This window comes from Pseudomonas sp. TE3728 (assembly GCF_056279145.1).
On sequence record NZ_JBWBQT010000001.1, the window covers coordinates 1,685,630 to 1,704,074 of the forward strand.

Genomic DNA, 18,445 nt, shown 5'->3' on the forward strand with positions numbered 1-18,445 from the left:
ACGACACACACAAACCCGATCAACCGAAGATCCAATGTGGGAGCGAGCCTGCTCGCGATAGCGGTGTGTCAGTCACCTCGATGCTGAATGTGCCGCCGTCTTCGCGAGCAGGCTCGCTCCCACAGGGGTTTGTGGTGATTGGCTTACACCGAATCGAGCATCGCCTTATGCGGTTTACCATCACTGTGGCAAATGACGCGGTTGCGGCCAGTGGTCTTGGCTTCGTAGAGCGCCTGGTCGGCGTCGTTGAGCCACAGGGTCGCGTCGTCGTGGGCCGGGTTGAAGGCGGCCAGGCCGATGCTCAAACTGACTTTCAATGCCGGGTTCTGCTCGTAACCCAATGTGGCGAAACGATCACGCAACGCATCCATCGCCACGGCAGCACGGTCCAGCGGCAGGTCCGGCAGCAGCACACAGAATTCGTCACCGCCATAACGCCCGGCGAGATCCGCTGCCCGCAGGTTCTGCTTGAGCATTTTGCTCAGCCGACGCAGGACCATATCCCCGGCGACATGGCCGTAGGTATCGTTGATGGTTTTGAAATGGTCGATGTCGATCAGCGCAATCGCCCCGCCCTGCTGTTGGCGTTGGCAGCGCTGAAACTCGATTTCCAGCTGATCTTTCCAGGCACCATGATTCAGCAGGCCGGTCAGGCTGTCGGTGCGGCTCAGGGCCAGCAGTTCGCGCTTGTGCCGGCCGAGGGTGTCGGCCTGACGGAAGCAGATCCAACCAAAAGACAGCGGATAAATCGACAGCAAAGGCAAGCAGGCGTACAGCTGAAACGGACTGGTTTGCGGGACAAAAGCCGGCATGAACACCAGCAGCCCGAGGCCTATCCCAAGCACCTGCGCGACGGTGCCCATCAACAGAAAACGCAAACCGCCGATGGCCACGTTGTGCATCGCCATCATCGAAAGGGTCGCCGCGCTGGGCAGCGGATTGAACTGCATGGCGGCCACCCAGAAACCGCCGAGAAACGCGTCCACCAGGATATTGCGGTGTTCGGCACGAAAAGGAATTTCCGCCCGGCGCGCCCATTGATAGGCCACATGCGGCCAGAGCAGCCCGTTGAACAGCATTACCGCCCAGACCCATGGCGCCGGGTCGAGTGGGTACATCCCTGCGCCGACGCACAATAATCCAAGGGCCAGCCCCAGGATTCGCGATCCGTACAGCCTCCTGGCCAGTGAAAGTCCCTTTCCTCCCTTTTTTTCCATAGAGGCCTCTGTACCGCTGAACGGAGCCTGACAACACACGGGTTGAAAGTGTGTTTGAAGTCTATCAGGGCAACGGCAAATAGCCATCACCGGTTGGCGGTCTGAATAGCGTGACCTCCCATGAGCTCAATGCCCAATGTTTGGTCTATACATGAAGGGAGGGATCGATAACAACGAGAAAGAGGAGGCCTTTGTAGCAACTTGCCGAAGCCTGCGTTCGGTTGTAGCAGTTGCCGAGCCTGCGAGGCTGCGTTCGGCTGCGAAGCAGTCGACAAAACCTGAACTCGCGATGCAATAGGCAAACCGCATCAGCCGGATTCACGACTGCTTCGCAGCCGAACGCAGGCTTCGCCAGCTGCTACAAGGAGTGTGTCGCGGCGGAATTGGATTTCAGTTAACACACATTGATCCGAGCGCTCAAATCCGCCGACCACACGCTGTCCTGATCACTGCAAAGGAATAGCCTGATGCTTTTGTTGGTTGTCACTATCGCCGTCTTCGTGGCCTGGAGCTGGTTGAGCTACCCGGCCATCGGTTACTGGCTCTATGACTTGAACATGGCGCTGGAGGCTCGGCTGTACCGGTTGCACAAGATCGTTGTGCCAATCCCCGAAATGACCGTTTCGACCTGGCAAGGCGGGCCTTACGAAGCCGCCAGCAGTGTGCTGATGCTGCACGGCTATAGCGCCGACAAGAACATCTGGCTGCGCTTCGCCCGGCATTTTGTCGACGACTACCGGGTGATTATTCCTGACCTCGCGGGGCACGGCGAAACCGGCTTCAAGGCCGGCGGGGGCTATGACATTCCGGTCCAGGCCAAACGATTGATCCAGTTGCTCGATATTTGCGGGGTCGAAAAGGTACATGTGATCGGCAACTCCATGGGCGGCTACATCGCGGCATGGCTGGCGGCCAACTACCCGGAGCGCATTATCTCGCTGGCGCTGCTCGACCCGGCAGGTGTCACCGCCCCGGAGCCCAGCGATATGGAGCGACACCTGGCTCGCGGGCATAACCCGTTTTTGATTCATTCCCGTGAAGAGTTCCAGCATTTTTATGCCATGACCATGGTCTCGCCGCCATGGGTGCCGGGGATCGTGCTGGACGCCGTCGCCCAGCGTTATGAACAGCAGCGCGACGAGCTGGAAGAAATCTTCAGGGACTTCCACGCCAGCCCGCCGATGGAGCCAAAACTGCCCGACATCAAATGCCCGGCGCTGCTTCTGTGGGGGCGCAAGGACCGCTTGATCGACGTCAGCAGCGTACCGGTCTGGAGCAAGGGCATCGCCGATTTGCAGGTGGAGATCTGGGACGGTGTCGGGCATATGCCGATGGTTGAGCAACCGGCCAAGACCGCGCGGCTGTATCGGGAGTTTTTGGGAAGGAAAACCTGATGAGATCCCTTGTGACAAAGGGGGCAAGCCCCTTTGCTCTGGGTGGTGAACGATGAACATTCTTTACGACGAACGCATCGACGGTGTTCTGCCCAATGTCGACAAGGCCGCGTTACTCAAGGCCTTGCAGCAGGAGGTGCCGGACCTGGACATTCTCTGGCGCGAAGAAGAACTCAAACCCTACGAATGCGACGGCCTCTCGGCCTATCGCACCACACCGATGCTGGTCGCCCTGCCCCGGCAGCTGGAACAGGTGCAAGCGCTGCTCAGGCTCTGTCATGCCCGCAACGTGCCGGTGGTGGCGCGCGGAGCCGGCACCGGGTTGTCCGGCGGTGCGCTGCCGTTGGACAAAGGCGTGCTGCTGGTGATGGTACGGTTCAACAACATTCTGCACATCGACCCTGCCGCCCGCACTGCACGAGTCCAGCCGGGAGTGCGTAACCTGGCGATATCCCAGGCAGCGGCGCCCTTCGGTTTGTATTACGCGCCGGACCCGTCTTCGCAAATCGCCTGCTCCATCGGCGGTAACGTCGCAGAAAACGCCGGTGGCGTGCATTGCCTCAAATATGGCCTGACCGTACACAATCTGCTGAAACTCGAAGTGCTCACCCTCGAAGGCGAACACCTGACCCTCGGCACCGATTCGCTGGACGCGCCGGGCTTCGACTTGCTGGCCCTGTTCACCGGCTCCGAAGGCTTGCTGGGGATCATCACCGAAGTCACGGTCAAACTGCTGCCCAAACCCCAGGTCGCCAAAGTCCTGCTGGCCAGTTTCGATTCCGTGGAAAAGGCCGGCCACGCGGTGGCCGAGATCATCGCGGCCGGGATCATCCCGGGAGGCCTGGAGATGATGGACAACCTGGCGATCCGTGCCGCCGAGGATTTCATCCATGCCGGTTATCCAGTGGACGCCGAAGCGATCCTGCTCTGCGAACTGGACGGCGTCGAAGCCGATGTCCATGACGATTGCGAGCGGGTCCGAGAGGTGCTGCAACAGGCCGGTGCCAGCGACGTGCGCCAGGCTCGGGACGAAGCCGAACGTGTGCGGTTCTGGGCCGGACGCAAAAACGCCTTCCCGGCGATCGGCCGTCTCTCGCCGGATTACTACTGCATGGACGGCACCATCCCCCGCCGCGAATTGCCCGGTGTACTCAAGGGCATCGCCAGCCTGGCGCAAGAGTACGGTTTGCGCGTGGCCAACGTTTTCCATGCCGGTGACGGCAATATGCACCCGCTGATCCTGTTCGACGCCAACCAGCCCGGCGAGCTGGAGCGGGCCGAAGCCCTCGGCGGCAAGATCCTCGAACTCTGTGTGAAAGTCGGCGGCAGCATCACCGGCGAACATGGCGTCGGTCGGGAGAAAATCAATCAGATGTGCGCGCAGTTCAACAGTGATGAATTGACCCTGTTTCACGCCGTGAAAGCCGCGTTCGACCCAAAGGGCCTGCTCAATCCCGGCAAGAACATCCCGACCCTGCACCGCTGCGCGGAATTCGGCGCGATGCACATCCACGCCGGACAACTGCCGTTCCCTGAGCTGGAGCGTTTCTGATGCCGGACTTCGATGCCAGTGAAGCCCTGCTGGAGCAGGTCAAACAGGCGCGGGAGAACGCCACGCCGCTGCGCATTCAGGGCGGTAACACCAAGGCGTTTCTCGGCCGTGAAGTGGCCGGAGAAATACTCGACATCCGCGCCCATTGCGGCATCGTCAGTTACGACCCGACGGAGTTGGTGATCAGCGTTCGCGCCGGCACGCCGCTCAGCGAACTGTTTGCCGCACTGGATGCAAAGGGGCAAATGCTGCCCTGCGAGCCACCATCGTTCGGCGAAGGCGCCACTGTTGGCGGGATGATCGCGGCAGGGCTGTCCGGGCCGCGGCGCCCGTGGTCCGGTTCGGTGCGGGATTTTGTCCTCGGTACGAGGGTGATCAGCGGCCTCGGCACCCACCTGCGCTTCGGCGGCGAAGTGATGAAAAACGTCGCCGGCTACGACCTCTCGCGCCTGATGGTGGGCAGTTATGGCTGCCTCGGCGTGCTGACCGAAGTCTCGCTCAAAGTGCTGCCCAAACCCCGGCAATGCTTGAGCATCAGCCTGGACATCGACTGCGCCCACGCCTTGGCCAATCTGGCGCAATGGGGCCAGCAACCACTGCCCATCAGCGCCGCCTGCCACGACGGTCAGCGTCTGTATCTGCGGCTCGAAGGCGGCGAAGGTTCGGTGACGGCCGCCCATCAACGGCTCGGTGGCGAACCGTTGGATTCCGGTTATTGGGCCGACCTGAACGAACAACGACTAGACTTTTTCAATGAGGGCCTGCCGCTGTGGCGCTTGTCATTGCCCAACAACCTCGGGCCTCTGGACTTGCCCGGTGAGCAACTGATCGACTGGGGCGGCGCGCAACGCTGGTTGAAATCCGCAGCCGACAACATTCAGTCGCGAGCCCACGAACTCGGCGGCCATGCCACCTGTTTCAGCCATGGCGTCAGCGAAACGCCTTTCCAGCCGCTGGCCCCGGCGCTGCTGCGCTATCACCGGCAACTCAAGGCGCAACTGGACCCGCAAGGGCTGTTCAACCCTGGGCGGATGTACGCGGAGCTCTAGGGGGCGTTATGCAAACCAACCTCAGCGAACAGTCCAAACTACTGCCCCGCGCCGAAGAAGCGGACAAGATTCTGCGCACCTGTGTGCATTGCGGCTTCTGCAACGCCACGTGCCCGACGTATCAACTGCTGGGCGACGAACTGGACGGGCCGCGCGGGCGCATCTACCTGATCAAGCAAGTGCTCGAAGGCGCCCCCGCCACGGCCAAAGCCCAGTTGCACCTGGATCGCTGCCTGACCTGCCGCAACTGCGAAACCACCTGCCCGTCCGGGGTGGATTATCACAACCTGCTGGACATCGGCCGCGCCGTGATCGATCAAGCGGTGCCGCGCCCGGCCAGTCAGCGGTTGTTGCGTCAGGGGTTGCGGGCGCTGGCGCCGAATCCGAATCTGTTCAAGACCTTGCTGCAGATCGGCGCCACATTCCGGCCATTGCTGCCACGGGGCATCGAGGCGAAGCTGCCCCACGACCTCCCCGCCGCAGGCGAGCGCCCTGCCCCTCGGTATGCTCGCCGAGTGCTGATGCTCGAAGGCTGCGTGCAACCTGGTCTGTCGCCGAACACCAATGCCGCGACCGCGCGGGTACTGGACCGGCTGGGGATCAGCGTGATCCCGGCGCCCGAAGCTGGGTGCTGCGGTGCGCTGGACTATCACCTCGACGCCCAAGCCATGGGCCTGGACCGCGCCCGACGCAACATCGACGCCTGGTGGCCGCACCTGGAAAACGGCGCCGAAGCCATCGTGCAAACCGCCAGCGGCTGCGGCGCCTTCATCAAGGATTACGGGCATCTGCTGGAGCGCGACCCGGTCTATGCAGCCAAAGCCCAGCGGGTCAGCGAACTGGCGCTGGACCTGGTGCAAGTGCTGGCCGAGGAACCGTTGGAACGGGTCTGCGCTGCTACTGACCAGCGGATCGCCTTCCACTGCCCTTGCACCTTGCAGCACGCCCAAAAACTTGGCGGTGCGGTAGAAGCCGTGCTGACCCGATTGGGCTTCAATCTCACGGCAGTGCCCGACAGTCATTTATGTTGTGGCTCGGCGGGCACCTATTCGATTACCCAACCGGAACTGGCCCGACAACTGAGAGACAACAAACTCAACGCCCTGGAAAGCGGCCAGCCCGAGGTCATCGCCACCGCCAACATCGGCTGTCAGAGCCACCTCAACAGCGCCGGACGAACGCCGGTCAGGCACTGGATCGAATTGGTGGACCAAGTGCTGCGCTGAACGAACGGGGCAGTGTCGCAAGAACAGTCCTTGGCAGAATGAAGTTCGTCAGAAACTTCGTTTGTCGGCGCCGCCGAAGGCTGCGATCTTTTCCCGCATCCATCACACCGCGCCAGGAATTCTTTTCATGAGCCATCCGAACTTCGTCAGCCCTGACCTGATCCGCCAACGCTTCTCCAAAGCGATGTCCGACATGTACCGCGAAGAAGTGCCACTGTACGGCGCGCTGATGGAACTGGTGGAACAGACCAACCGCCACGTGCTGGACAGCGACCCGCAGATCGCCCGACAGCTGCACAGCACCGGCGAAATCCAGCGCCTGGACATGGAACGCCACGGCGCGATCCGGGTCGGCACTGCCGCTGAACTGTCGACCCTCGCCCGCCTGTTTGCGGTGATGGGCATGCAGCCGGTGGGCTATTACGACCTGACCCCCGCCGGTGTTCCGGTGCATTCCACTGCGTTCCGCGCCGTGCATGAAGCCGCATTGCAAGTCAGCCCGTTCCGGGTGTTCACCTCGCTGCTGCGCCTGGAACTGATCGAAGACGCCGAACTGCGAACCTTTGCCCAGTCGGTGCTGGATAAGCGCTCAATCTTCACCCCGGCGGCATTGGCCCTCATCGAACGCGCTGAAACCCGGGGCGGCCTGAGCGAAGACGAGGTGCAGGATTTCGTCGCACAAGCCCTGGAAACCTTCCGCTGGCACCACAGCGCCACCGTCACGGCCGAGCAGTACCAGCAACTCAGCGCCCAGCATCGGCTGATCGCCGACGTGGTGGCGTTCAAAGGCCCGCACATCAACCACCTGACGCCACGCACCCTGGACATCGACATCGTCCAGGCGCAAATGCCCGCCCATGGCATCACCCCCAAAGCGGTGATCGAAGGCCCGCCCCGCCGCCAATGCCCGATCCTGCTGCGTCAAACCAGTTTCAAGGCGCTGGACGAGCCCATCACCTTCACCGATCAAGCCCAGACCCGCGGCAGCCACAGCGCCCGTTTCGGTGAAATCGAGCAACGCGGCGCGGCGCTCACCCCCAAAGGCCGGGCGCTTTACGACCGCTTGCTCAACGCTGCCCGGGATGAACTCAAGGACTTCCCCAACGAAACCAACGCCGCACGCTACAACGCACTAATGACGCAGCACTTTGGCGAATTCCCTGACACCGTCGAGGATATGCGCCGACAGGAATTGGCGTATTTTCGCTACTTCGTTACGGAAAAAGGCTTGGCGGCGAAGGGGCTGAAGGGTTTGTCGCTGGAGGATTTGCTTCGCGACGGCTATGTGCGGGTTGAACCGCTGGTGTACGAAGACTTTTTGCCGGTCAGCGCGGCGGGGATTTTTCAGTCGAACCTGGGGGACGCGGCGCAAATCCACTATGGCGTGCATTCGAACCAGCGAGCGTTCGAAAAGGCTCTGGGAAGGTCGACGATTGACGAGCTGGGGCTGTATGCCGAGACGCAGCGGCGGTCGATTGATGAGTGTCTTGCAGCACTGGGTTTGAACGTTTCCGAATAGGCGTGATGGCCGCAAAAAAGATCGCAGGCTTCGCCAGCTCCTACGGGGTTGGGTGCACCCGTTGCATTGCGGTTGCACGCGGTCGAGGTAGGAGCTGCCGCAGGCTGCGATCTTTTGGCTGTGTTCGCCATCACCAAAATCAAGATCAAAAGATCGCAGGCTTCGCCAGCTCCTACGGGGGTCGAGTGCACCCGTTGCATTGCGGTTGCACGCGGTCGAGGAGCTGCCGCAGGCTGCGATCTTTTGGCTGTGTTCGCCATCACCAAAATCAAGATCAAAAGATCGCAGGCTTCGCCAGCTCCTACGGGGGTTGGGTGCACCCGTTGCATCGCGGTTGCACGCGGTCGAGGTAGGAGCTGCCGCAGGCTGCGATCTTTTGGCTGTGTTCGCCATCACCAAAATCAAGATCAAAAGATCGCAGGCTTCGCCAGCTCCTACGGGGGTCGAGTGCACCCGTTGCATTGCGGTTGCACGCGGTCGAGGTAGGAGCTGCCGCAGGCTGCGATCTTTTGATCTTATTGCAGCTTCGCCAACAACGCGTTGGCGGTCGCTTCCGACGAGGCGGGGTTTTGACCGGTCAGCAACAGACCATCCACGATCACGTAACTCGCCCAGTCATCGGCCTTGGAGAAAAGACCACCGCTGGCCTTGAGCATGTCCTCCACCAGAAACGGCACCACGTCTGTCAGCTGCACAGCGGCCTCTTCGGAGTTGGTGAAGCCTGTCACCCGCTTGCCTTTGACCAACGGCTGACCATCCTCATCCTTGACGTGGCGCAATACCCCCGGCGCATGACAGACCGCTGCCACCGGTTTGCCCGCCTTGTAAAACGCTTCAATCAGCGCAATTGAAAAGGTGTCTTCAGCCAGATCCCACAACGGGCCATGCCCGCCTGGATAGAAAACAGCGTCGTAGTCTTCGGCCCTCACGGTATCCAGCAGCCCGGTAGACGCTAAAGCAGACTGGGCAGCGGAATCCTTGCGAAAGCGATCGGTGGCCGCGGTTTGCGCGCCTGGCTCATCACTTTTAGGGTCCAGGGGTGGCTGGCCGCCCTTGGGTGAAACCAGGGTCAGCTGCGCGCCAGCGTCCTTGAAGGTGTAATACGGCGCGGCGAATTCTTCGAGCCAGAAGCCGGTTTTCTTACCGGTGTTACCCAATTGATCGTGGGACGTTAGAACCATCAGGATTTTCATGTCGTTCTCCAGTCGATGTCAGGGTTACTCAGTGATCTTGGCGCTGGATTTGACCTCCGGACAGCGCTGTTCGTTGCGCCCATTATCGGGGGTGACGGCTCATGGCCTTGATGCGCAAGAAGTTGCGCAACTATTTCGGTGAAAAGTCCCCCGGCGATGCTGAACGCCAGGTTTATCAAGCCCTCCAGCCAAGTGCGCAAGAAGTTGCGCAGTGGTGCGCAACTTCTTGCGCACTTTTTCAGCGGATCCTTACCGAAAACCTCTTCGTCGCTGGGAAAACCACCTCAACCATCTGATTTATATAGCATTAATAATTTCTGGCACGCTCCTTGATAACAGTCAGGCACCCACCGGGCGATACCGCCTCCCGGGCACCCTAACTTTTAGCAAGGAGCACATCCATGGCTACACCAGCGTACATGTCCGTTACCGGCGAGAAACAAGGCCTGATCACTGCCGGCGCATTCACCGCCGACTCCGTTGGCAACACCTACCAGGAAGGTCACGAAGACCAGGTCATGGTTCAGGCTTTCAGCCACGACGTGATCATCCCGCGTGACCCGCAGTCGGGCCAACCGACCGGTCAGCGTGTACACAAGCCAGTCGTGATCACCAAGGTCTACGACAAGTCCTCGCCACTGCTGCAAGCGGCGCTGACCTCCGGCGAGCGCATGAGCGAAATCGTTATCCAGTGGTACCGCACTTCGGCTCAAGGTACCCAAGAGCACTACTACACCACCAAACTGGAAGACGCGATCATCGTCGCCATCAACAACAAAATGCACAACTGCCAGGATCCGTCGAACTCGCACTTCACGCACCTGGAAGAAGTGCAATTCACCTACCGCAAAATCACCTGGACCCACGAAGTATCCGGTACTTCGGGTTCCGATGACTGGCGAGTTCCAGTCGCTTAATCGCGGCTGACGGTTCCAAACATCGGCCAGCTCTGCTGGTCGATGTCATTTGCGCCTACCAGGAATTTTCGCGTCCGCAAGCGCCCGTTTGGGTGTCGGCGTGCGCCGCAGCACTGCACGAGGAACAAGGGATGTTCGCGCCGGCCAATCAGACTCACTTTGCCCTGACTGTCGAAGGTCTGGAAAACGACCTCCAGGTCCTTGCCCTGCAAGGTCGGGAAGCCATCAGCCAGCCTTTTGTGTTTGAGGTGGAGCTGGTCAGTGAACAGCCGTCCCTGGACCTCGAAACGCTATTGCACAAACCGGCCTTTTTGCAGCTCTCGCCTGACGGCAGCGGCATCCATGGCCAGATCTACCGCGCCGCCCAAGGCGATTCGGGCAAACGCCTGACCCGCTACGCCGTGACCCTGCGTCCGCAGCTGTCTTACCTGGCGCACCGCATCAACCAACGCATCTTCCAGAACCTCAGCGTGCCGAAAATCGTCGGCATGGTCCTCGAAGAGCACGGCATCCAAAGCAATGCCTACCAATTCAAAGTCGGGGCGATTTATCCCGAGCGCATTTACTGCGTTCAGTACGATGAATCGGACCTGCAGTTCATCCAGCGCCTGTGCGAGGAAGAAGGTATCCACTACCACTTCCAGCACAGCGCCACGGCCCACAAGCTGGTGTTCGGCGATGATCAGACGGTGTTCCCGAAACTCGCGCCCGTGGCCTACCAGCAAGACTCCGGCATGGTCGCCAACGACCCGGTGATCAAGCGCTTCGACCTGCGCCTCGAAACCCGCACCAGCCGCACCACCCGCCGCGACTACGACTTCGAAAAACCGCGCCTGACCCTGGAAAGCGAACACCGTGGCGATGCCCTGCCCGACCTCGAAGACTACGACTACCCCGGTCGCTTCATCGACCGCGAACGCGGCAAGCACCTGGCCAAACGCGCCCTCGAACGTCACCGCAGCGACTTCCAGCTCGTCGAAGGCAAAAGCGATCAGCCGTTGCTGGTCAGCGGCCACTTCCTGGCCCTGACCCAACACCCTAAGCCTAAGTGGAACGACCTGTGGCTGCTGACCGAAATCCTTCACGAAGGCAAACAGCCGCAAGTGCTGGAAGAGTCGGTCACCAGCAGTACGACTAACCTCAAGGACGATTTCCACCAGGGCTACCGCAACCGCTTCCAAGCCACCCCTTGGGACGTGCCAAACCGCCCGCCGCTGAACCATCCCAAACCACGGATCCTCGGCAGCCAGAGCGCCGTGGTCACCGGGCCCAAAGGTGAAGAGATCCACTGCGACCAGTACGGCCGCGTCAAAGTGCAATTCCACTGGGACCGCGAAGGCCAGGCCGACGACAAGACCAGCTGCTGGCTGCGCGTCTCCTCCGCCTGGGCCGGCGCCCATTACGGTGGAATCGCCATCCCGCGGATCGGCATGGAAGTGCTGGTCAGCTTCCTCGAAGGCGACCCCGACCAACCGCTGATCAGCGGCTGCCTGTACCACAAGGAAAACGTCGTCCCGTACGCCCTGCCGGCGAACAAAACCCGCAGCACCTTCAAAACCCTGAGCTCTCCGGGTGGCGGCGGTTACAACGAACTGCGCATCGAAGACAAAAAGGGCCAGGAACAGATCTTCCTGCACGCCCAGCGCGACTGGGACGAAAATGTCGAACACGACCAGAAAATCCGCGTCGGCAACGAACGCCACGACACCGTCGAGAAAAACAGCTACAGCGAATTCAAGGCCGAAGAACACCACACCGTCTATGCCGACCGCAAAGTCGAAGCCCGCGCCAACGACCACCTGACCGTGGGCGTGAACCAACACATCAAGGTCGGCACCGGCCAATTCATCGACGCCGGCCAGGAAATCCACCTGAGCAGCGGCATGAAAGTCGTGCTCGAAGCCGGCAGCGAACTGACCCTCAAGGGCGGCGGCAGCTTCATCAAGATCGACGCCAGCGGTGTGACGCTAAGCGGCCCGGTGATCAACATGAACTCTGGGGGTAGCCCGGGAAGTGGCACCGGGGCGGCGCCGTTGATGCCGGGGGCGTTGAAACAGGCGGATGCGGATAAGGCGGGTGCGGTGCTGAGCCCGGCGCAGATCAATACGCTGAAACGTAATGCGCCGTTCTGTGAAGAGTGCGAGAAGTGTAAGGCAGGTGCCTGTGCGATCTGATCTGATGACTCCGCAGGCTTGGCTCGCAGGACGGCCGTTGCAAACGGGCGAACGTTTGTACCTGATCGTCAGCGCCGCCAGCGATGCCGAAGCGCTCAAGACGCTTTACCAAAACGAACCCACAACTCAGGCGATCCCGATCTGGGGCGGTACACCCTACGCGGCCTGGCAGCCGGTGATGCCCTACCTCACCGAGTTGAAACCCAACTCAAGCTTCCTGCCATGGATTGCCGAAACGGACGCCCTCGATTGGGGGTGGCTGGCCGTTTCCCGCAGCGAACCGAACGTGGTGTTCGAGCATCTGCGTAGCCTCACTCAGGTGCGGATGCCGGATGGGACCGAAGTGTTTTTCCGGTTCTGGGATGGGCGGCATATCTACCCGATTCTGGAAGGCCTCGGCGATACCGCCGGTGAAGTGCTGCCGGTGTTTGATCGGTACCTGATTAATGGCAAGAGCCTGGAGGTGGGGCCGAGAGTGGTGCCACCGGCGAAGGATTGGCCTTGGTGGGAGGTGCCGAAGGCGTTGCTGGATGGCCTGACCAAGCAAAACCCATCGACCGTAGTCGGCAACATGATGCAGTGGTTGAAGGAGGATCACGCCGACCTGTACTTCTCGTTTCCCGAATCCAACCTACGAACAAAAGTGGCGCGCTTCGTAAAACGCACGCCGCTCACGGAAGAAAATTTCACCGGGCTGTTGAAGGCCCATCTGGAAAATGAGGTGGCTGTATGAGCATTTTGATGGGTGAGATCGTAGGCAACCTCACGGCAAAACAACCTGATGCTCAGGCCATCATCAGTGACTTCAAAAAGTGCCTGAAGGATTACCGTGAGCATGCCGAGGCCTGGTACGGCGGTGTGCTGGACGCGGAACAGCAATTCAAGGTCGGTGATGAGGTCGGTACTCAGGACAAGGACAGCAAAAAGGAAAACACCCTTTATGCCAACTGCCCGGCCAACGGCAAGCTCACGCTTGTGCATAGCTTCGAGTCTGCGCGATTTGTTCCGATTGGCAATACGCCGGTCCGTCTGGTGCCTGTGGTGGATGGCCGGTTCACTGGCAAGAACGAAGCCGGACCGGAGATCAACAAGACAATCGACTCGACCGGGATTCTGGAAGTCACCGGCCTCACGCCCAATCAGCAATACAAAATCACGTTCTTCCCGAATCCTACTCGCGCGCAGATCGACAGCCTGTTCAATTCCTATCAGGGCGTGATCGGCGATTTGAGCGGCTGGTTGCAGACTGAATGGAGCACCAGTTTCCTACCGCTTTGGCAGGCACATACCGATGCCTCGATGGGTGGCCGTGCCCTGCAGGAACTGGAGGCCGCATGGGAAGGCTTTCTGAAAGCGATCATGGGTCTGTGGGGCGATATCAAAAGCCTCTACAACCTGGTTGCGCATCCTCGTGAGAACTACGAGAAGCTGAAAAACTTCTTCACCGAAGAGCAAATCAAGAAGATTTATGACGCCTCCGCTGAGGCCATTCACACCGCCTTGTTGATCGCCAGCGATGAACCACTGATGTGGATCTACGTTGCCGCCATCATGGCCTGGGTGAAGATGCTGCCGCCGCAGACATGCACAGAAGTGCTGGCTCAGCTGACCACAGAGTTCCTGCTGAACATTCTGGTCGGTGTGGTCCTGACCGGTGGTCTCGGCCTGGCCGTGCGCATTGGCACGAAGGTAGTTAAAGCCACGCAAAACAGCGCCAAAGTTGTGAAACTGATTGAAGATTTTACCGGCATGCTGATGAAAGTCAGCAAAACAAGCGCCACACCGCATACCGAGGCTGCTCGGCCTTTACTGCTTAATGGCAATTCGGCATTCAACCCGGCGCGTAAAGCCAACGTTGAGATCGCCCCGCCCAAACCCGCCGAAACAGCAATGGCGCCGAAGAAAAAGCCACCTGTCGCCGGTGGAAAAGTGGAAACGGATGCGCAGATCCAGGCGCGCGGCAAAACTGAAAGCGCCACACGCGTCGAGCAAAAAGAAGCGGTCGACAACGCGCCAAACCAATCGAAAAACCCGGCTGACCAACCCACCGAGTGTGCCAATAAAACCTGCCTCAAAGACGACCCGATTTCGATGGTGACCGGCGAGGAATTGCTGACCCTCTCCGATGGCGAGCTGGGTGGGTTGTTACCTCTGGAATGGACGCGCCTTTACCGAAGCAGTGCGGTCGAAATCGACAGCCGTCTTGGCCATGGTTGGAGCCATTCCTTGTCTCATCGTTTGCAACTGGACGATGAAGGTGTGCTGTGGACGGACAACGAAAACCGCCAGATCCGCTTCCCGATGCCAACCGAACAACGCCCGGCTATCACCAACAGCCTGGCGCAGGCGGCGATTTATTTGGGCGATGCACCCGGTGAGTTAACCCTTACCCAGGCGGGACCAAAAGCACGCTTCTATCACTTCCGTGCCGGGCGATTGATCAGCATCAGCGACGCCTACGACAATCGGGTGCATATCAGTTATGACTTTGTCGACCGTATTCAACGCATCGACAACGGTGCAGGCCGCGCCTTGCTGCTGCGTTACGACGACCGTCATATCGCCGCAGTGGATCATCAGCAACAACGCTCCGAGTACAACGACCGCGGTGAACGCCAGGATCCATGGCTAACCATTCAGACCTTGGTCTCCTACCGCTACAACACGCGTAATCAGCTCGTATCCTCGACCAATGCGGCAGGTGAAACCGAGCATTACCACTACAACGACCAGCACGTCATTCTGGAACGGCAACTGGCCGGTGGTGCCAGTTTTTTCTGGGAATGGGAGCGTGAAGGCAAGCTTTCCCGTTGCATCCGCCACTGGGCTAACTACTCGCAGCTGGAAGCGCGTTACGAGTGGGATGACAAAGGTTCAGTGACTGCTTACAACTCCGACGGCAGCGAGCATGTGTACGTGCATGACAAGAATGCGCGTTTGATCAGCGAGACCGCTCCCGATGGTGGGGAAACGCAGAAAGCCTATGACGATCAGGGTCGCCTGATCGCAGTAAAAGACCCGATGGGCGCCATCACCGAGTATCAGTACAGCGATGCCGGGCGCTTGATGGCCGTGATCCCGCCAGAAGACGAACCGACCCGTTACAACTACTTCAATGGTCAACTCATTGATGTCCAGCGAGGTAAAGCGCGCTGGAAGTACGAGCGCAACCGTCAAGGCGATATCACCCAGCAAACAGACCCTCACGGCGCCGAAACCCACTACAACTACGACCGTCAAGGCCGCTTGCTGGAAATCCGCCATCCCGATGGCAGTCGTCATCAACTGGGTTGGAACAACCTCGGCCAACTACTGGAAGAGCGCCTGCCCGATGGCGGTCAGCGCAAGTACCGCTACGATGCCTTGGGCCGGCAGATCACCCGTCAGGAAGAAACCGGCGCCATCACCCATTACCAATGGGATGCCGTTGATCGCCTGACACAAATCACCCTCCCGGGCGGCGCCACCCGCGCCTTCACCTATAACCCGTATGATCGCGTCACCGCCGAACGGGATGAACTCGGGCGCATCACCCGCTACGAATACGCAGACAACCTGCACCTCGTGAGCCGCCGCATCAACCCCGACGGCAGCCAGCTGCGCTACCGCTACGACAACTCGCGCCTGCTGCTCACCGAGATCGAAAACGAACGTGGCGAGCACTACCGCCTCGACTATTACCCTAACGGCCTGATCCAGCAGGAAACCGGTTTCGACGGTCGCCGTACCGCTTACGAGTACGATCTCAATGGCCAACTGCTGAAGAAAACTGAATTCGGCGACGACGGCAGCGAGCTGATCACCGAGTACCAGCGCGACGCTGCTGGCCGTCTGCTGGTGAAAACCCTGGCTGACGGTGAAGAAATTCACTACAGCTATGACTCCCTCGGGCGCCTTGTCAACGTCGACGACAGCCACTGGCCCCTCGCCTACGAATACGATCGGCAAGATCGCCTGATCACCGAGCACCAGGGCTGGGGCACTCTGCGCTACGAGTACGACAACGTCGGCCAACTGAAACACTGCCGCCTCCCGGACGGCAGCAAGCTCGATTACCGCCACCAGCCTGGCGGCCAGCTGAGCAGCATCGACCTCAACGGCTCGCGCCTGACCAGCCACCAGTTCAACGCCGGCCGCGAACAACAGCGCCAACAAGGGCTGCTGCTCAGCCAATACCAGTACGACGAACAGGGTCGGTTGCAAGCACACAGCGTCAGCCAGCGCGAAAAGAATCTGTTCCAGCGCCGCTACACCTACGACGCCAATGGCAACCTCGCCGGCATCGACGACAGCCGCAAAGGCCACCGCAGCTATCACTATGATCCGCTTGACCGCCTGATCAATGTACGCGGCGCTACGCCTGAAAGCTTCGCCCACGACCCGGCGGGCAACCTCCTCGGCCAAAACAACGAGCCGACCGCGAACTTCGCCAACGTCAAGGGCAACCGACTGCTGATGCAGGGCGACCGTCATTACGACTACGACGCCTACGGCAACCTGATCCGCGAACGCCGCGGCGCCGGGCAGAAACTGGTTACCGAGTACCGTTACGACTGCCAACATCGCCTGATCGGCGTCAGCCTGCCGGGTGGCAGCGTCGCGTCCTACAAGTACGACGCCTTCGGCCGACGCATCGAAAAGACTGTCGACGGCCAAACCACCGAGTTCCTGTGGATGGGAGATCACTTACTCACGGAAAGCGCTGAAAACAGGTATCGCACGTACCTATATGAGCCTGATAGCTTTCATCCTCTAGCGATGCTAGACGGTGAAGGCCCCCTGAAGGCGGCACCTTTCTACTACCAGCTCGATCATCTCGGTACCCCGCAGGAACTCACCGATTACAGTGGCGAAATCATGTGGTCGGCCAAATACCGCGCCTACGGCAACCTCGCCGCGCTGGACGTCGCCGAAATCGACAATCCGCTACGTTTCCAAGGCCAGTACTTCGATGCGGAGACAGGTTTACACTACAACCGCCATCGCTACTACAATCCGGGTACTGGACGGTTTTTGACTCCGGATCCGATCAAGCTGGCGGGTGGGTTGAACAGTTACCAATACGTTCCCAACCCTACGGGTTGGGTGGATCCGTTGGGCTTGAGTACTAATTGTCCTGGAAAAACAAAAAACGGAACCAAGAGAAAACCAGATGATACGAGTAGTTCAAAGGTAGAAGCGAATGAAGTTGAACTACCAAAAGGCCATGACAGCACCCTTACTAGGAAAGCCGCATTCAGACAGGCCAAAAAAGTCGGCGGAGTTCCTTTGTCACAGCAGCCTTCAACGTCATATAAAGAAGTACTTACCGACCAAAAGGGTCGTGTAATGAGCCGTGTCTACGAATTTCACCTGAAGGATGGGCGAACTGTGACAATACGCGAACACTCCCTTGGCCACGTGAAAGGTAATGAAGGCCCACACTTCAATACAGAAGTCACTGGGACCACAGGTACAAAAGCAGCCCTAAAAGAGGGAGACAACTCACACACCTACTTCAAGAAAGAAAGACCATGAGCACATTTTATACTTGTGAACCAGGAATAAAGCTATGGGAGCAACCAACCTATACTACTGCTCCCGGATTCATAACTTTTTCATTTCTTGGCCCGTCCATTTTGGAAGTATGGGCCACTTGGAGCAAAGTCACTAATTCTTTGGCACCCGAATGGCCAATCGTGATGAAATGGCGAACAGTTGGCTACTCCTTGGAGCAACATAAAATTCAAGAGGTACGTCTACGCAAAGAAATTGAAAAAACCTTAACCGACGAAGATTTAATAAAAAAAAATGCAACCTCAAAAATATATTCATATATTCAATCCAGCAATAACCTAGACAACAAGTTCAAACCAAACGAGTTAACACAGCATCGAAATACAATTCTAATCTTCAAAAAGTCCACCCCTAACCTCAACCTTATATGGGAACAACTTAGTAAAGCAGACAAAGGCATCACTTCGCAAAACATCTTTGACCTCTTAACAAACAGTCGAGACACCCTCATAGGCCGCTTCATAGAAAGCGATACTCATTCAGCCGCACAACTTATCGCCCCAATAGAGTATAGCGATAAAATAAAATCCTTAATTGAAATGTTAGACACCATAAAAACAACCGAAACTGAAATACCAGACATCATTCAAAGCTTTTAAAACAAAACCCAACATAAATGGCAAGTGATCCAAAAAAGCGGGGCAGTGA

The 18,445-nt window shown here is 59.0% G+C and carries 13 protein-coding genes; 11 read left to right on the forward strand and 2 right to left on the reverse strand.

What is annotated here, in order from left to right; all coding sequences use genetic code 11:
- Positions 1-143: 143 nt before the first annotated feature.
- A complete protein-coding gene (locus ACZ89R_RS07015; protein WP_429546239.1) occupies positions 144-1,217 on the reverse strand; it encodes a diguanylate cyclase in 1,074 nt (357 codons plus the stop codon).
- 467 nt (positions 1,218-1,684) lie between these two features.
- Between ACZ89R_RS07015 and ACZ89R_RS07020 the strand changes: the two genes are divergently transcribed.
- The 5 genes from ACZ89R_RS07020 to hglS all read left to right on the forward strand — a co-directional run bounded on the left by ACZ89R_RS07020 (position 1,685) and on the right by hglS (position 7,957).
- Positions 1,685-2,611 (forward strand): alpha/beta fold hydrolase, encoded by a 927-nt coding sequence (locus ACZ89R_RS07020; RefSeq protein ID WP_123499695.1) that lies wholly within the window; start codon positions 1,685-1,687, stop codon positions 2,609-2,611.
- 52 nt (positions 2,612-2,663) lie between these two features.
- Positions 2,664-4,163 (forward strand): glycolate oxidase subunit GlcD, encoded by a 1,500-nt coding sequence (gene glcD / locus ACZ89R_RS07025; RefSeq protein ID WP_429546238.1) that lies wholly within the window; start codon positions 2,664-2,666, stop codon positions 4,161-4,163.
- Positions 4,163-5,212, forward strand: a complete 1,050-nt coding sequence (gene glcE / locus ACZ89R_RS07030) for a glycolate oxidase subunit GlcE (RefSeq protein ID WP_429379530.1) — start codon at positions 4,163-4,165, stop codon at positions 5,210-5,212. The genes glcD and glcE overlap by 1 nt, the downstream gene beginning before the upstream one ends.
- 8 nt (positions 5,213-5,220) lie before the next feature.
- Complete coding sequence (gene glcF, locus ACZ89R_RS07035) at positions 5,221-6,438, forward strand: glycolate oxidase subunit GlcF (RefSeq protein WP_429546237.1); 1,218 nt, start codon at positions 5,221-5,223, stop codon at positions 6,436-6,438.
- 127 nt (positions 6,439-6,565) lie between these two features.
- Entirely contained in the window at positions 6,566-7,957 is a 1,392-nt protein-coding gene (hglS, locus tag ACZ89R_RS07040) for a 2-oxoadipate dioxygenase/decarboxylase HglS (RefSeq protein ID WP_429546236.1), read from the forward strand.
- A 515-nt stretch (positions 7,958-8,472) separates the two neighbouring features.
- On the opposite strand, the gene ACZ89R_RS07045 is transcribed toward hglS, so the two are convergent.
- Complete coding sequence (locus ACZ89R_RS07045; RefSeq protein ID WP_429546235.1) at positions 8,473-9,150, reverse strand: type 1 glutamine amidotransferase domain-containing protein; 678 nt, start codon at positions 9,148-9,150, stop codon at positions 8,473-8,475.
- A 101-nt stretch (positions 9,151-9,251) separates the two neighbouring features.
- Between ACZ89R_RS07045 and ACZ89R_RS07050 the strand changes: the two genes are divergently transcribed.
- From ACZ89R_RS07050 to ACZ89R_RS07075, 6 genes are all read left to right on the forward strand, one after another.
- Complete coding sequence (locus tag ACZ89R_RS07050; RefSeq protein ID WP_429546234.1) at positions 9,252-9,446, forward strand: hypothetical protein; 195 nt, start codon at positions 9,252-9,254, stop codon at positions 9,444-9,446.
- A 105-nt stretch (positions 9,447-9,551) separates the two neighbouring features.
- Positions 9,552-10,067 carry an Hcp family type VI secretion system effector gene (locus ACZ89R_RS07055; protein WP_007900657.1) on the forward strand — a complete coding sequence of 172 codons (516 nt, stop codon included), beginning with the start codon at positions 9,552-9,554 and terminating at the stop codon, positions 10,065-10,067.
- Positions 10,068-10,198: 131 nt separating this feature from the next.
- On the forward strand, positions 10,199-12,241 hold the full coding sequence (locus tag ACZ89R_RS07060) for a type VI secretion system Vgr family protein (RefSeq protein ID WP_429546233.1): 2,043 nt from the start codon (positions 10,199-10,201) through the stop codon (positions 12,239-12,241).
- A 4-nt stretch (positions 12,242-12,245) separates the two neighbouring features.
- On the forward strand, positions 12,246-12,974 hold the full coding sequence (locus ACZ89R_RS07065; protein ID WP_429546232.1) for a DUF4123 domain-containing protein: 729 nt from the start codon (positions 12,246-12,248) through the stop codon (positions 12,972-12,974).
- Complete coding sequence (locus ACZ89R_RS07070) at positions 12,971-17,758, forward strand: RHS repeat-associated core domain-containing protein (protein WP_429546231.1); 4,788 nt, start codon at positions 12,971-12,973, stop codon at positions 17,756-17,758. Before ACZ89R_RS07065 ends, ACZ89R_RS07070 begins: the two co-directional genes overlap by 4 nt.
- Complete coding sequence (locus ACZ89R_RS07075; RefSeq protein WP_429546230.1) at positions 17,755-18,396, forward strand: hypothetical protein; 642 nt, start codon at positions 17,755-17,757, stop codon at positions 18,394-18,396. Before ACZ89R_RS07070 ends, ACZ89R_RS07075 begins: the two co-directional genes overlap by 4 nt.
- Positions 18,397-18,445 lie beyond the last annotated feature (49 nt).